The sequence below is a fragment of the Mesorhizobium sp. genome, from assembly GCF_004962925.1.
GTDB lineage: Bacteria > Pseudomonadota > Alphaproteobacteria > Rhizobiales > Rhizobiaceae > Mesorhizobium.
Map to the genome: position 1 here is coordinate 1 of NZ_SUEO01000022.1, position 14,589 is coordinate 14,589.

The 14,589-nt window shown below is 58.2% G+C and carries 13 protein-coding genes and 1 pseudogene; 10 read left to right on the forward strand and 4 right to left on the reverse strand.

Features of this window, described 5'->3' with window-relative positions; genetic code table 11:
• Together E5W87_RS07465 and E5W87_RS07470 are read left to right on the forward strand one after the other, a co-directional pair.
• Window positions 1-919, forward strand: a pseudogene (locus tag E5W87_RS07465) (calcium-binding protein); the annotation flags it as partial.
• An 823-nt stretch (window positions 920-1,742) separates the two neighbouring features.
• Window positions 1,743-2,402, forward strand: coding sequence for a TylF/MycF/NovP-related O-methyltransferase (locus E5W87_RS07470; protein ID WP_292395447.1), 660 nt, complete (start codon window positions 1,743-1,745; stop codon window positions 2,400-2,402).
• 254 nt (window positions 2,403-2,656) lie between these two features.
• On the opposite strand, the gene E5W87_RS07475 is transcribed toward E5W87_RS07470, so the two are convergent.
• From E5W87_RS07475 to E5W87_RS07485, 3 genes are all read right to left on the reverse strand, one after another.
• Window positions 2,657-3,412, reverse strand: coding sequence for a methyltransferase domain-containing protein (locus tag E5W87_RS07475; RefSeq protein WP_292395449.1), 756 nt, complete (start codon window positions 3,410-3,412; stop codon window positions 2,657-2,659).
• 463 nt (window positions 3,413-3,875) lie between these two features.
• Window positions 3,876-4,265 (reverse strand): DUF427 domain-containing protein, encoded by a 390-nt coding sequence (locus E5W87_RS07480; protein WP_292395451.1) that lies wholly within the window; start codon window positions 4,263-4,265, stop codon window positions 3,876-3,878.
• Between the two features lie 141 nt (window positions 4,266-4,406).
• On the reverse strand, window positions 4,407-4,763 hold the full coding sequence (locus E5W87_RS07485; protein WP_292395453.1) for a hypothetical protein: 357 nt from the start codon (window positions 4,761-4,763) through the stop codon (window positions 4,407-4,409).
• A 180-nt stretch (window positions 4,764-4,943) separates the two neighbouring features.
• On the opposite strand from E5W87_RS07485, the gene E5W87_RS07490 reads away from it, so the two are divergent.
• Together E5W87_RS07490 and E5W87_RS07495 are read left to right on the forward strand one after the other, a co-directional pair.
• Window positions 4,944-6,572, forward strand: a complete 1,629-nt coding sequence (locus tag E5W87_RS07490) for a fatty-acid--CoA ligase (protein ID WP_292395528.1) — start codon at window positions 4,944-4,946, stop codon at window positions 6,570-6,572.
• Window positions 6,573-6,648: 76 nt separating this feature from the next.
• On the forward strand, window positions 6,649-7,431 hold the full coding sequence (locus E5W87_RS07495) for a DUF1499 domain-containing protein (protein ID WP_292395455.1): 783 nt from the start codon (window positions 6,649-6,651) through the stop codon (window positions 7,429-7,431).
• A 96-nt stretch (window positions 7,432-7,527) separates the two neighbouring features.
• On the opposite strand, the gene E5W87_RS07500 is transcribed toward E5W87_RS07495, so the two are convergent.
• The gene (locus tag E5W87_RS07500) at window positions 7,528-8,436 is read right to left on the reverse strand and encodes an MBL fold metallo-hydrolase (protein WP_292395457.1); all 909 of its coding nucleotides are present in this window, start codon (window positions 8,434-8,436) and stop codon (window positions 7,528-7,530) included.
• Between the two features lie 115 nt (window positions 8,437-8,551).
• Here E5W87_RS07500 and E5W87_RS07505 point away from each other — a divergent pair, with 115 nt between their 5' ends.
• The 6 genes from E5W87_RS07505 to E5W87_RS07530 form a co-directional block, all read left to right on the forward strand.
• A complete protein-coding gene (locus tag E5W87_RS07505; protein ID WP_292395459.1) occupies window positions 8,552-9,142 on the forward strand; it encodes a biotin transporter BioY in 591 nt (196 codons plus the stop codon).
• 414 nt (window positions 9,143-9,556) lie between these two features.
• Complete coding sequence (locus E5W87_RS07510) at window positions 9,557-10,147, forward strand: transcription termination/antitermination NusG family protein (RefSeq protein ID WP_292395461.1); 591 nt, start codon at window positions 9,557-9,559, stop codon at window positions 10,145-10,147.
• 78 nt (window positions 10,148-10,225) lie between these two features.
• On the forward strand, window positions 10,226-11,647 hold the full coding sequence (locus tag E5W87_RS07515) for a sugar transferase (protein WP_292395463.1): 1,422 nt from the start codon (window positions 10,226-10,228) through the stop codon (window positions 11,645-11,647).
• 99 nt (window positions 11,648-11,746) lie between these two features.
• On the forward strand, window positions 11,747-12,841 hold the full coding sequence (gene gmd, locus E5W87_RS07520) for a GDP-mannose 4,6-dehydratase (RefSeq protein ID WP_292395465.1): 1,095 nt from the start codon (window positions 11,747-11,749) through the stop codon (window positions 12,839-12,841).
• Window positions 12,842-12,847: 6 nt separating this feature from the next.
• A complete protein-coding gene (locus tag E5W87_RS07525) occupies window positions 12,848-13,651 on the forward strand; it encodes a glycosyltransferase family 2 protein (protein ID WP_292395467.1) in 804 nt (267 codons plus the stop codon).
• Between the two features lie 3 nt (window positions 13,652-13,654).
• A partial coding sequence (locus E5W87_RS07530) for a hypothetical protein (protein ID WP_292395469.1) occupies window positions 13,655-14,589 on the forward strand: 935 nt, incomplete at its 3' end.

Consider the following 14,589-nt stretch of genomic DNA (forward strand, 5'->3'; position numbering starts at 1 on the left):
CGGCAATGAGTTCGCCCAAACCATCCAGGGCAATGCCGGCGCCAATGTCATCAACGGCGGCGGCGGCGCCGACACGATGACCGGCTATGGCGGCAACGACACCTACTATGTCGACAATGCTGGCGACAAGGCGATTGAGGCGGCGGGTGGCGGCACCGACAGGGTGGTCACTTCGATGAGCCACGCGCTTACGGCCGGCTCGCAGATCGAGCTTCTCGCCATCAACAACCCGTCCGGCACGACAGCTATGAACCTCAACGGTAACGAGTTCGCCCAAACCATTCAGGGCAATGCCGGCACTAATGTGATCAATGGTCTCGGCGGTGCCGACACGATGACCGGCTATGGCGGCAACGACGCGTACTATGTTGACAACGCCGGCGACAAAGTGATTGAGGCGGCAGGCGGCGGTCGCGACAACATAGCCACTACGGTGAGCTATGCGCTTGCGGTCGGTTCGGAGGTCGAGCTTCTCGGCACCAGGTATCCGTCCGCCACCACGGCGATCAACCTCACCGGCAATGAGTTCGCCCAGACCATCCAGGGCAATGCCGGCGCCAATGTCATCAATGGCGGCCGCGGTGCCGACATCTTGACCGGCAACGGCGGCAATGATGCTTTCGTTTTCAATACCGCTCTTGGAAGCGGGAATATCGACAGGGTCACCGACTTCAACAAGTCCCAGGACAAGATCCACCTCGACAATGCCATTTTTGCCGGGCTGAACGCGGGCGCACTCACAGCCGCCGCTTTCTTCGCGGGTACCGCTGCGCATGACAGTTCCGACCACATCATCTACAACAATTCAACTGGAGCGCTCTCTTTCGACAGCGACGGGATCGGCGGCGCGGCTCAGATACAGTTCGCCACCCTTTCTCCAGGCCTCTCGCTTACGGCAGCCTCAATCTTTGTAATTTGAATGAGAGGATGTGGGCTCAGCAGAAACGCGCTTGCGGTCTTTGCGTCGGCTGCTGCTGGCAGTCGATTTCCACGGAACGCCCAAAGGCCCCCTTTGTTGCAGGAATCACGTGTGCAGATGGTGAGATAATCGACCTTCGTTCGCTGTGCGGATCAGCGGGATAAATTGACCGACCTGGCGGAATTTCATGAATCGTATACCAAGCGATTCAGTCCTGACAGAACCTCTGCCGGAGCAATTTCACCGATGCTGGTGCTGTGTTTGGAGCGCCGACCGGCTGCGGGCGGCCGCTATCGTCCGCAACCGACCGGATGCCTCGCTATTCTGTCGTCGCCCAGGGCGCATGGCACAAGCCTCGGAATGTTCGAACCCTCTCCTTCACCAAATTCATTTACGGCAACAACGCTGCCAAGCTGATGCAACTCTTTGGGCTAACAATGCCCACGTCGCCAAGGGCAAAGCCGTCTACAAGCAACTGCTCAACGCGCACGGTAGTATCGAAGCCGACGTCACGGTCACGCGCAGCAGAGAAGACCTGTTCCGCGTGATTTCATCCCAAGTTGTTCCCTGCCCACGGTGCTCTGAGGCCGAACTACCGATTGTTCTGGCGCAGCTGCGAGCCGTGGATCGTCTTGATGTCGAGCTGGCCCTGCCTTGCATTGCGGCCAGCACTTCGGCCGGCGAGCATAGAGGGTACCTGTGTTTGGAATTATGCCGACGTTAAGGCCGTCATCTGCTTGCAAATCCCAAGGCTGCTGTTTAGCATTGGATTATGCTATCAAGGTTGACCGGACGCCTCCTGAAGAAAGCAAACAGGCTTAGAGTGCCGGCCATCGCCAGTGCGGTGCAGCGCGCGCGGCTGACGTATCTTTCCGACGAAAAATTTATCAGCCTCCGCGATGCGATCAGGCAAGTGAGGCATGAAAAGGTCCCCGGCGACTTTGTCGAGTACGGGATCGCGCTCGGCGGCTCGGCAATCTACATTGCGTCCGAACTCGACGATGATCGTCATTTCCATGGTTACGATGTGTTTGGCATGATTCCGAGCCCGACCCAACGGGACGACGATAAATCCAAGGCCCGGTACGAGAACATCCGATCGGGAGGGTCCAAGGGCATTGGCGGTGACACGTATTACGGGTATCAAGCCGATCTGTTCGACAAGGTGAGTGCCAGCTTCACGGACTTTGGTGTCCCGGTCGATGGCGAAAGGATCGCCTTTCACAAGGGCCTGTTCGAAGACACGGTTCACTTTCACCCGAAAAGCAGAGTAGCCTTGGCCCATCTCGATTGCGATTGGCACGATCCGGTCAAGTTCTGTCTTGAGCGGACCATAGAGGTGCTGAGCCCAGGCGGGCTCATGATCCTTGACGATTTCAACGACTACGGCGGATGCCGGACGGCGACCGATCAATTCCTTGCCAGCCATACAGACTGTCGTCTGGTACGAACCCTCCCGCATGCCGTGATCCAGCGATCATAGGTCCGGCCGTCACTTCCGTGTTCCGCGTTGTCTCCAGATCACATAGTACCCCCGACTTTCATGACCGGAACGCGCGTGGATGCGTCCACGCTTGTCAGTGTAACTCGCAAGAGGGTGAGCGACGTCTCAATGGTCACGGGCACGTCATCACCCTCCCGAACGGTAAAAATTATGAGATCATCACAGCAGTGTGGCTGCGGTGATGGTGAAACCGGCCAGAGCGGGCGGCATTGCGCGCGGCGAAGGCCGTGCCGTTATAGCGGCCTAGACGCGACGAAGATCTTCTCGCCACGGGTCAGCGCGTGTTTGTGGACGTATGGTTCTACCGCCGTGTATTCGCTCAACGCAAACCCGGCATCCTTGATCCTGGAGCGGATGTCTGAGCCGAAATAGCGCACATGATCGAACTGACCGTAGTGCAGCGCCCGGTCCTGCGGGCTGGTGATTGCGAGGTTTTCGTAGGTTTCCGGCCACCCTTCGATAACCGGCGTCATGAGCAGCGCAATTCCACTGGGCTTTAGAATCCGGTGCATCTCACGGAGCGCCTTCCGATCGTCCACATGCTCAAGAACGTGAGAGCAAATTATTATGTCGAACGAACTGTCGGGCAGATCGATGGCTTCGATGTTCAATACGATTTCGGCGAGCGAGGCGGATAGATCGGCGGTGACATATTTCGAAACCAGAGGCTTAACGAAGCTTGTCACCGCGGTCTCGGGCGCGAAATGCAGTGCGGTTTTGGACACCATCCGGTCTTTGTTTTCGTCGAACCACATCTTGAGAAGACGGTGACGCTCCAGCGAGTTGCACTGTGGGCACCGCGCATCGAGCCGGGACGGGAACCCGAAGGCTTTGAAGTTCCCAACATAGCCGCAGATGTTGCACTCTCGAACACTCGACCGCGTCCGCATCAGCCGTGCAGTCAGCATCGCCTCTCTGTAGAGCGCCGCGTGCTTCTGAATCGCGGGCGGCATCGCCTTGTAGACGGATAACAATAATCTACGAGCCATCCCTCACCCTCCCGAAGCAACCTTGTCCCCACTCATCCAACCGCAAATCCCTGGAAGAGGCAACCCAATTGGCGCCGCCTCGGAAATCCGTTCGAATCTACATTTCACCGGCCTTGGTTGTGTGCGGCAATTACCGCAAAAGGAGGCACTCGTTCGCTCGATCCTTATCATTCAGACCAAGTTCATCGGCGATATCGTTCTAAACTAGCCTCCACGCGCGTGAAAAGCCTGCGGCTTGAACACCCCAGCGCCAGGATAGTGTTTCTCTGCGAGACTCGCTTCGCGAGCTTCCTGACCGCTACGGCATTGCTGTGAGCGAAAGAGACAGCACGTCACGTTGCCGCGGCAAAGGACGGTGATGTCATCATCGCGTCTCACCTTCGTGCGGCTCGACCAGGCCGACGACATCGGCAATGATGGCACCACCGACTGATCGACAAGACAGGTATTGAGCAGTCCGTGCTCAGGCTGGCTTGGCTTCGATCGTTATCTTGTTGGGATAGAACGCGCCGTGATCGCGGATTTCGACCATCTCGTCGAAAGGCTGCTCATACGCCCACATCGCATCCTTGCCTGCTTCCGCGGCGGGCAACACGCTCCAATAGCTCGCATCGCCCTTGTACGGACAATGGGTCGACAGTTCCGTCTTGCGAAGCTGGTCGAAATCGATGTCTTCGAATGGGATGTAGAGGACCCGAGGGTAGGGGGATTCGGTCAACATTTTGGCCTTCGTGGACGAGGCAATGACCACGTCGCCGGCACGTACGGTCACAGTTCCGGCGTAGGGCTCGACAGTAATCACTTTACCCGGGTTGCGTTGAAAGCCCGGTGACGGGTTGGCGATCTGGTCCATGGCTGTTCTCCTGCATCGACCTTAAGGTGTGTCAGGAGAACACGCTGCGCAAGGCTGCCGTCGAATGCGGGGCGTGAAAACCATCGCCTTTGGCGTTGTCAGGTCTCTTAGCAAAGCCAAACCGGCCTTGCCATGGAACGATCAGGCAGCAGCCTGAAATGCATCCATCAGCCCAGCGTAGGCTGCGGCGATACCGGCGACCGGATTGGTGCTTCTCGATGCGGTTTCGACCTTGAGCGCACCGCCGCCGGTCGGCAAGGTGAGCAGAAGGAACTGGCGGTTGCCGCCATTGCCGACGCATGCCGCGGCAACGTGCTGGCCTTCGCCTTCGTTCTGAACGCACATCTTGAACAGCAGCCTGCCGCCGACCGCCTCAAGGGCGCCGCCGACAACTTCGACAAATTCGTCTTCGGAAACGGTCTTAGTGTCCGGCACCAAATCAGCCAGACTTTCGGCGAGAGTATTTTCGAGAGTCTTGTCGTCGAGCTGCGCGTCCATGCGAACCTCTTTCATTCGCCAATCGCACCCTTGCCCATTAATCAAAGTTAACGCCGAGGATGGCCGGATTGTGGCGGTTTTCCTATCTTTTCGATCAATGCACCGCTTCTACCCGGTCATGGCTGGACAATCAGCTGGTTCGCCCCACAATGGAACGAAAAACCAATGGGACGAAAAAAAATGCTCGGACTGATGCAGGAATGGCCGCTGCTTTGCCACAAGCTCATCGACAATGCCGCCAGGCAGCACGGCGAACGCGAGATCGTGTCGCGTTCGATCGAAGGCCCGATCGTCCGGACTACTTACGCCGAAATACAGCGCCGTGCCTTGAAAGCCGCACAGCGGCTCGAGCGAGACGGTTTTGGGCTTGGCGACCGCATCGCCACATTGGCCTGGAATACGGCGCGCCACGTCGAAGCCTGGTACGGCATCATGGGTGTCGGCGCGATCTATCACACGCTCAACCCGCGCCTGTTTCCCGAGCAGATCGTCTGGATCATGAACAATGCCGAAGACAAGGCGATCTTCGTCGATCTGACATTCATGCCGCTGCTTGAAAAGATTGCCGGTGCGGTCAAATCGCTGAGAAAGGTGATCGTGCTGACCGACAAGGCGCATATGCCGCAAACGGCCCTGCCGAACGTCGTTGCCTATGAAGAGTGGCTTGACGAAGCCGATGGCGCCTTCGCCTGGAAGACGTTCGATGAAAACACCGCCGCCGGCATGTGCTACACCTCGGGCACGACAGGCGATCCGAAAGGCGTCCTCTACAGCCATCGCTCGAACGTGCTGCACGCGATGATCGCAGCCATGCCTGACGCCATGGGCCTCTCGTCGCGCGATACCATACTGCCGGTCGTGCCGATGTTCCACGCCAACGCCTGGGGCCTTGGCCAGAGCGGCCCGATGATCGGCGCCAAACTGGTCATGCCTGGCTGCAAGATGGACGGCGCCTCGATCTATGAGTTGCTCGACACCGAAAAGGTGACATTCAGCGCCGCCGTGCCGACAGTGTGGATGATGCTGCTCCAGCATCTTGAGGAGACCGGCAAGAACCTTCCTTATCTGAAGAGGGTCGTCATCGGTGGCTCGTCCTGCCCGCGAGCGCTCACGACGAAGTTCCAGGACAATTACGAGGTTGAGGTCATCCATGCCTGGGGCATGACCGAGATGTCGCCACTCGGCACCCTGTGTACCATGAAGCCGGACTGTGCCGGGCTCGAGGGCGAAGCCCGGCTCGACGTCCAGAGCAAGCAGGGCTATCCGCCGTTCGGTGTCGAAATGAAGGTGACGGACGACGACAATAAGGAACACCCATGGGACGGCAAGACATTCGGGCGCTTGAAGGTCCGCGGACCGGCAGTCGCGCGCGCCTATTATGGCGGCGTCGGATCCCAACAGTTCGATCAAGAAGGCTGGTTCGATACCGGTGATGTCGCCCATATCGACCCGGGCGGCTATATGCAGATCACCGACCGCGCCAAGGACGTCATCAAATCGGGCGGCGAATGGATTTCGACGATCGAGCTCGAGAATCTCGCGGTCGGTCATCCGGATGTGGCGGAGGCGGCCGCCATCGGCATCCAACATTCGAAATGGGGCGAACGGCCCTTGCTTGTCGTCGTCCGCAAGCCGGGGCGGGAGCCGACCAAGACGGATATTCTCGCTTTCATGAACGGCAAGGTGGCGAAGTGGTGGATGCCGGACGACGTCGCCTTCGTCGGCGAAATTCCCCACACCGCCACAGGCAAGATCCAGAAGACCACCTTGCGCCAGCAATTCAAGGACTATCGCCTGCCGACGGATTGACGGAGATGACGTCTTTCGCCTTCAAGCCGCCGCTAAAGGGCTCCAAACGCCCGTTCGGGTTGGGGCAGTGCGGATAATGGAAACTTCCGAGCGACAGACGTCGAAGGCGGCCGGCTGGTCGCGGCGCACTGGCGCTTTTTCGGCAGTCCTGCTTCTGACCGTTCTCATTGGCCATCGATATGGCCTTGTTGAAACGCCGGCTTTCCTCTGGGTGCTCGGCATTGTCGCGTTACTTGCTGCCTTTGCGTTGCTGTTCGCCGGATTTGCCTTTTCGAGACTGTGGAATTTCGGCGACCGTGGCGGTCGCGATCTCACCGTTGGCACGTTGCTGGCGCTGCTGGTGCTTGCTCCTTTTGGCATTGCCGCCTACTGGGCAGCGACTTACCCGCCGCTCAGGGACATCGTGACGGATTTCGACGATCCGCCGATGCTCGACACCAGCACCCGGACCAGCGATATGAACGCGCTTTCGCCACCGACCCCGGGCGAGCAGCGCCTGCAGACCGAGACCTATCCGCTTGTCACCGGACGCAGCTACAATCTGCCGTTCGATCGCGTCCTGGAAGCAGTCGAAACGGTGCTCGATCGGCGGGATTGGCAGCTAACGGCGCCGTTTCCCCGTGCGATCGGGCAAAGCGAGGTGACGATCAACGCCCTGGCCAAGAGCTTCATCCTCAGCCTTCCCGCCGACGTCGCCATCCGTGTGACCGACGATGGCGATGCGATCATCGTCGACATGCGTTTGGCCTCGCGTTACGGCCGCTACGACCTTGGCGACAATGCGGCCCGCATCGTGGATTTCCTCGCCGAGCTGGATCAGGAGGTCGCCGGCCAGGTCGGCACGGCCCCGGCCGAGTAGCAAAGCACGTCGCGTGATTCACGCGACGTGCTTTAGGCCTTTGTTTCTATGCATGTCGTTGTCCCAAAACCGCGGTGCACTTTTGGGCGACATGCATCAAGCGATGGGCGCAAAAATGCCGTCGATTGCCGGGTCGCCGTCGGTGCTCACCAGGCCCCGCGCCACCAGGTCCTCCAGATGGGCAAGCACGGACAGTCCGGCAGCGCCATGAAGGCGCGGGTCGGTATCGCGATAGATAGCCTTGACCATGTCCTTGATCGTCCGGTCGCCGCTTCTGATCCGTTCGAGGATCGCTTGTTCGCGCATCCGGCGATGCGTCTTCAACTCGTGCATGAAACTGCGCGGCGCGGTCACCGGCCCGCCATGACCGGGCAGCAGAAGGCGATCGTCGCGCTCGATCAGCCGATCCAGCGAGGCCATATAGTCGGCCATGGCGCCGTCCGGTGGCGCGACGATAGAGGTCGCCCAAGCCATGACGTGATCGGCCGAGAACAGGATGCCGGTTCCTTCCAACGCAAAGGCCGCGTGATTGGCGGCATGACCCGGCGTCAGCACCGTTCTGATCGACCAGCCGTCGCCGTTGACGACCGTATCGTCGGGAAGCGCGATATCCGGATTGAAGGCGGTGTCGGCGCTGGCGTCGAGCGGATTGACCTCGCCTATGCGCAGCGGCTTCGCCGGGCGATGCGGGCCCTCGGCCAGGACAATTGCGCCGGTATGCTGCTTCAGCCGCGCTGCCAGCGGAGAATGGTCGCGATGCGTGTGGCTGACAAAAATGTGGCTGACCGGCCTGTCTCCGATCACCTCGATCAGTGTCTTGAGGTGCGCGTCGTCATCCGGTCCCGGATCGATCACCGCCAGGGTCTTGCGCCCGACGACGTAGCTGTTGGTGCCGTAAAAGGTGAACGGGCTGGGGTTTTTGGCGGTAATCCGAAGCACGTCGGGCGCTACGGTCACGCTGTGGCCATAGGACGGGTCGAAGTCTGTGTCGAATTCCAGCGCCATGGCGAATGTCGTGACCTTTATTGGGGGGACGGCAAAACCGATTGCCGCATAACACGGAAGCCAATATAGGAAAACGCAAAGCCGCGCTCTGCGGCAGTCCGGAATGGGGAAGACCATGGCAATTGCAACGACGATGCGTCCGCTTGTTTCTCTCGCTTTGCCTGAAAAGGGCGCGACCCGGCTAATGACGCAGCTTTTGCTCGCGATCGTTGGGACGCTGGTGCTGGCCTTGTCGGCCAAGACGAGGGTTTTGCTCGGACCGGTCGACATCTCGATGCAGACGCTCGCTGTCTTTCTGATCGCCGCGGCATTCGGCATGCGCCTCGGCGTCGCCACGCTGCTTCTTTACATGGCGGAGGGCGCCATGGGCTTCCCGGTCTTCCAGAGCACGCCGGAAAAGGGCATCGGCGTCGCTTACATGCTCGGCTCGACCGGCGGCTATCTTGCCGGCTTCGTGGTCATGGCGGCGATTGTCGGCTGGGCCGCCGATCGCGGCTGGGATCGCCATCCGATCAAGCTCTTCAACGCGATTCTGGTTGCCGAGATCGTCATGATGGCGATGGGTTTTGCCTGGCTGGCGTTGCTCATCGGCCCGGAAAAGTCATGGCAGTTCGGTGTTGTGCCGTTCATCGTCGGCGACCTGATCAAGGTCGCCCTGGCGGCGAGCCTAGTGCCAGCCGTCTGGTCGCTGCTCAAACGCTCCTGAACTCCGATCGATGCGGCACTGATTGGGTCCACGCAATCGCAGAATGTGATTGCAAGGGAATGATCTTGCTTCAGCGGCGCCCTGCCCAGACTCCTCAACGCAGGCTCGGCAGTGGGTCGACATCGGCTCTGCAATGCTTTGCTAACGATACCGTCACACTATGTTCAAATCGACGGACTAAGGACCACAGCAGCCAGCGATTCGTCGCGAGCCAGCGTAACCAAGCAGCTACACATCGATGCAATTGCTCGATACCGCTGCTTGGATAGCTAAAAAAGAAAGCAGCTCGATGACTTTTTAGGCGCAGCTAAATTACCGGACAATTAGCAGGAATTTTTTCGACGGACCGCCTCGATTCTCGCGAGATAGTTGCTTGCTGGTATCTTCACGCTGTCGTAACCCTTGACATCGACCATGCCGAAACCGCCGAAAGCGAGACGCGTGATTAGTTCGGAAAAAACAACTGTTAAGGCGACTGTATCGTTGCAACGGCCCGCAACCGGCATCGCAGCGCGCTGGTATGCCGCTGGCGTATTTCCGGGAAAAGAAGACGTCGCCGAACGGCATCTCCGGATGCAGGGATTTCACCCGTTTGTACCTCGCTGTGAGAAGACCACACGTCATGCCCGGCGCATCGAGACGCGACCAGCGGCATATTTCCCAGGTTACATGTTCATCTCCCTCGATGTCGCGCTGCAGCGGTGGCGCTCGGTCAACGGAACGTTCGGCGTGCGCTCACTCATAATGCAGGGTGAGCGGCCATTGCCGGTCCCCTCCGGGTTGGTGGAGCGGTTCATAGCCCTGACAGGCAGGGACGGCCTGCTTGATTTCAGCGGAGGCCTCGCTGCGGGCGCAGCGGTTCGGATTCTTTCAGGTCCTTTCGCGGAGATGATCGGCCGCCTTGACCGGCTCGATCCGGCTGGAAGAGCCCGGGTTCTGGTTGCCATTATGAATGGCGAGATCCCTATTGACATGGATTCAAGGGAACTCGTCGCGATCGCATAGCCGCAATTGACGTCCGGTTATGCGGTGCAAACTGTTGCAAAGTCGGCTCTCGGGTTTCACCCGGGAGTGCGGTAGCCATTGTTGGAGCCGACGCATTCCGATGGAACGAAAGGTTGCCTTGCGCGCTTGGGCACGGAGCCTGACAATTTCTGTATTTTGCGTGGAATGCGTAACGTTTTCTGGCCGTTTTTCGGTAACCCATTTAGAGAGCGCTCTGAATTGAATGTGCCCATCATAAAGCCGCAAAATCAACGGCACCTGCTGCACCGAATTAGATTTCAACTTCTTGGTGGATTGGCTTTTGCAATTCTAACTCCCGCTCTGGTTAGAATGATGATCGATCCAAATATATTGTATTACTCAAACATTCAGATTACGATTTTCGCAGGCATAGTCGCGCATACTTCAGGATTTTTCTTCTTTCGTCGGATAGTAAATCTGCCGGGCGTCGCGGCTGCTGGTTATATTATGCCAACCTTTGCTTTGTCCTACGGACTTGTATATTTGGCGATTTTCCTTTTCCGAATTGACTATAGCGCTTTCCAGGCAGCCGGCAGTTTGACGCTGTCAATCTTCTGGTATTTCGGTTTGAGCATCCTGAGCCGGCGGTTGGATCCGTACAGTCTCGCCGTGGTTCCAGGCGGGGCTGTCAGTCGTCTTGAAGAGATTGGCGGCGTGAATTGGCATTGGCTCCGCTCCCCCGAGACGGTCATTGACCGCGTGAGCGGCGTCGTTGCCGACCTTCGTGCCGAGCTATCCGACGATTGGGAACGCTACATCGCCGATCAGGCTCTCGCAGGCGTTCCTGTCTATCACGTCAAGCAGATCAGTGAATCGCTGACGGGTCGCGTCGAAATCGAGCATCTGTCCGAAAACACGTTGGGTTCGCTTAATCCCAACCAGGCCTATATCAAGATCAAGCAGGTGATCGACTGGGTTTGCGCCCTGTTGGCCCTGATTATGCTGGCGCCGTTCTTGTTGTTGATTGCGCTGATGATCAGGCTGGAATCTCCTGGACCCGCCATATTTCGCCAGGAGCGCCTAGGCTACGGCGGAAAATCATTTACGGTCTATAAGTTCCGGACGATGACGATCAGCGCTCCTGAGGCGGCAAACGTTCGCAGTCTCGCCGTCACCAGGCCGGGCGATACCAGGATTACCCGGCTTGGTCGCGTCCTTCGCAGGAGCCGAATTGACGAACTGCCGCAGTTGATAAATATCGTCCGCTCGGAAATGAGCTGGATTGGGCCTCGCCCCGAAGCAACGGTGTTGTCTTCTCATTATTCGGTGGCGCTGCCGTTCTATCGCTACCGAAATATCGTTCGCCCAGGAATTTCCGGGTGGGCCCAGGTGAATCAGGGATATGTGTCTGACGACGACGACGAGATCGAGAAGCTGCACTATGATTTCTATTACATTAAGAATTTCTCGCCATGGCTCGATATCGTTATTGTGCTAAGGACCCTAAAAACGATGCTAAGCGGGTTTGGATCCCGATAATAGCCAGGTTGAATTCAGTCTGGTTCCACTGGTCGAACGCTGCATCGTTTGACTGGAGAACGCTATGGTTGTGTTTCTAGAGTCGCCGAAGGGAACGAAATGAGCCGAAAAACAGCACTTATTACCGGCATCACTGGCCAGGATGGCGCCTATCTGGCGGAACTTCTTTTGGCAAAGGGCTATGATGTCCATGGCATCAAGCGGCGTTCCTCGTCGTTCAACACCGGTCGCATCGATAATCTCTACCAGGACCCGCATGAAAAGAACGTGAGGCTGTCGCTTCACTATGGTGACATGACCGACGCCACGAACCTCATCCGCATCGTCCAGGAAGTGCAGCCAGACGAGATCTACAATCTCGCAGCACAATCGCATGTCCAGGTGAGCTTCGAGACCGCGGAATATACTGCGAATGCCGACGCGATCGGTACATTGCGTCTCCTTGAGGCCATCCGGCTGCTTGGCCTGACAAAAAAGACGCGTTTCTATCAGGCATCGACTTCCGAGCTCTACGGCAAGGTGCAGGAGATTCCGCAGCGGGAGACGACGCCTTTCTATCCCCGGTCACCATATGCGGCGGCAAAGATTTATGCCTACTGGATCACCGTGAACTACCGTGAAGCTTACGATATCCATGCTTCCAACGGCATCCTCTTCAATCACGAAAGCCCGATGCGCGGCGAGACGTTCGTCACCCGCAAGATCACGCGCGCGGCTGCTGCAATCAGCCTCGGCCTTCAGGACAAGCTCTACCTCGGCAATCTGTCGGCTGAACGGGATTGGGGCCATGCCCGCGATTACGTCGAAGGCATGTGGAGAATCCTTCAGCATGAAATGCCAGACGACTACGTCCTTGCAACCGGGGTGAAGAATTCGGTCCGCCGCTTTGTCGAGCTTGCATTCAATGAGGTCGGGACCGAGATCGAGTGGGTTGGTTCCGGGATTGATGAAAAAGGCGTCGATGCAAAATCGGGCGCTGTCCTGATCGAGGTGGATCCGCGCTATTTCAGGCCGACTGAAGTAGAGCTTCTGATCGGCGACGCCTCGAAAGCGGAGCGCGTTCTCGGGTGGAAGGCAACAACCTCGCTCCACGCAATGGTCCAGGAAATGGTTCAGTCCGACCTTGAAACGGTAAAGCGGGAATCGGAGCACCGGCGCCTGGACGAGGATCGCATTCGCGTTGCGGCGCAGTAAGCGACTTTGGGTCTGGTCGACATGAAAATCTCGGTTCTGACGGTCTGCCGGAATTCCGCAGCAACGATCAGGCATACGCTTGACAGTTTTTTTGCCCAAGATCATGAGGACAAGGAACTGATCGTCGTAGATGGAGCCTCGACCGACGAAACGCTCTCGATTGTCCGTTCCTATGTCGACGGACGACTGCAGATTGTCAGCGAGCCAGACCGAGGAATGTATGACGCTCTGAACAAGGGCCTCGCACTTTGCAGCGGCGACGCAATCGGGGCTCTCAATGCGGACGACGCGTTTCACGACCGGTCCGTGCTTGACAAGATCAGCGTGGCGCTCGCTGACGCCGATATCGTCCACGGCCATCTCGACTTTGTGGAAAACCACGACAGCAAGCGGGTGGTTCGCCGCTGGCGGGCAGAACCAAGACCTCGAGATGGGTTTCGTTCGGGCTGGATGCCTGCTCACCCGACCTTTTATGTTCGGCGTGGCGTTGCCGAAAAGGTTGGGTCGTTCGATCTGGCGCTCAAAGTCTCCTCCGACTACGACTGGATGCTGCGGGCCGTCGAGCTTCATGGATTTAGGCTCGCGACAATGGATCAGGTCCTTGTCGACATGATGGTTGGGGGGGCAAGCACAAGGAGTTTCCGTTCCCATATCGGGCACAATCTGGAAGCGCTGCGCTCTCGCCGCCGTTGGCTCGGATCAGGCCCTGTCGACTACGCGCTTGTTGCGAAGCCGATGCGGAAGATTGGGCAGTTCTTCGGCGTCAATGGTGCCAGCACTGCCAAGCAAAGCCGGCATGGAGCAAGCTGAATAGTGGTTTCGGCAACTCATGCCTCGAAGGCCGGCGCAGGGGTGAGGCGCGATCGCGTTCACGTGTTTGCGCCCGATGGCCACCGCCAATTCTACCAGGGTCTCTTTGCCAGCCTGTTTGACCTTGAGCCGGTAATGGGACGCATTGGACCTCGATTGTGGCTTGACCTCGTTCGGGCCCGCCACCTCCTGTTCGCCACCATAGACGATGACTACGCTGGTTTTATAGCCGTTGCATTGACAAGATCGCTGATCGGACGGCGCACGGTTGGGCTTTTTCTCAGGCCGTCCCAATGTTTCGAGAGCGGGAGGCTCGTCTATCGCCTCAAGAGATGGGCTTTCCGGTGCTTGCGATATTTGCCTCGCCTGTCGCTCTTTACGATTTTGCCGTTCACATTTGATCGTCGATTTGCCCAGGTCGCGTACGGCTGGGTCCACGACCCTCAGATGTGGGACATCCATGACCGCGCGATGTCCATCGAAACGTCTCAACTGTCACGCGACGTGTTGGCCGCAGCCGGTGGACGCGCCATTTTGTGCTTCCTGGGCAGCGTGAGAAAGTCGAAGGGCTTCGAATTCTTAGTCAACGTCCTCTCCGACTATCCAGATCTCGCGAAAGAAGTTTTTGTGGTGGCTGCCGGCCGCGTCGATCCGGCCTCTGGCGGGGATTGCGCTCGGCTGATTTCTGCCGGCGGAATGGTGGTCGACCGTTTCATGTCCGACGACGAACTTCTAAGCCTTTACAAAACCTGCGATTTCGCCTGGTGCTGCTACGAGCCCGACTACGACCAGGCCTCTGGCATATTCGGACGAAGCGTACAACTGGGGGCACGTCCGATCATCCGCAAAGGCTCGCACCTTGAGAAATACGCACAAGAAGGTGCAGTTGCGCCGGTCTGTCTAATTTTCGGCGATACCCATGACGCTGCCGCTCATAT

What these genes read in the sequence shown, in the direction of transcription:
- E5W87_RS07480 (WP_292395451.1), bottom strand. Translation starts at nt 4,265, where the DNA reads ATGGACCAGATCGCCAACCCGTCACCGGGCTTTCAACGCAACCCGGGT.
- gmd (WP_292395465.1), top strand. Translation starts at nt 11,747, where the DNA reads ATGAGCCGAAAAACAGCACTTATTACCGGCATCACTGGCCAGGATGGC.
- E5W87_RS07510 (WP_292395461.1), top strand. Translation starts at nt 9,557, where the DNA reads ATGCCGAAACCGCCGAAAGCGAGACGCGTGATTAGTTCGGAAAAAACA.
- E5W87_RS07490 (WP_292395528.1), top strand. Translation starts at nt 4,944, where the DNA reads ATGCTCGGACTGATGCAGGAATGGCCGCTGCTTTGCCACAAGCTCATC.
- E5W87_RS07505 (WP_292395459.1), top strand. Translation starts at nt 8,552, where the DNA reads ATGGCAATTGCAACGACGATGCGTCCGCTTGTTTCTCTCGCTTTGCCT.
- E5W87_RS07500 (WP_292395457.1), bottom strand. Translation starts at nt 8,436, where the DNA reads ATGGCGCTGGAATTCGACACAGACTTCGACCCGTCCTATGGCCACAGC.
- E5W87_RS07475 (WP_292395449.1), bottom strand. Translation starts at nt 3,412, where the DNA reads ATGGCTCGTAGATTATTGTTATCCGTCTACAAGGCGATGCCGCCCGCG.
- E5W87_RS07495 (WP_292395455.1), top strand. Translation starts at nt 6,649, where the DNA reads ATGGAAACTTCCGAGCGACAGACGTCGAAGGCGGCCGGCTGGTCGCGG.
- E5W87_RS07485 (WP_292395453.1), bottom strand. Translation starts at nt 4,763, where the DNA reads ATGGACGCGCAGCTCGACGACAAGACTCTCGAAAATACTCTCGCCGAA.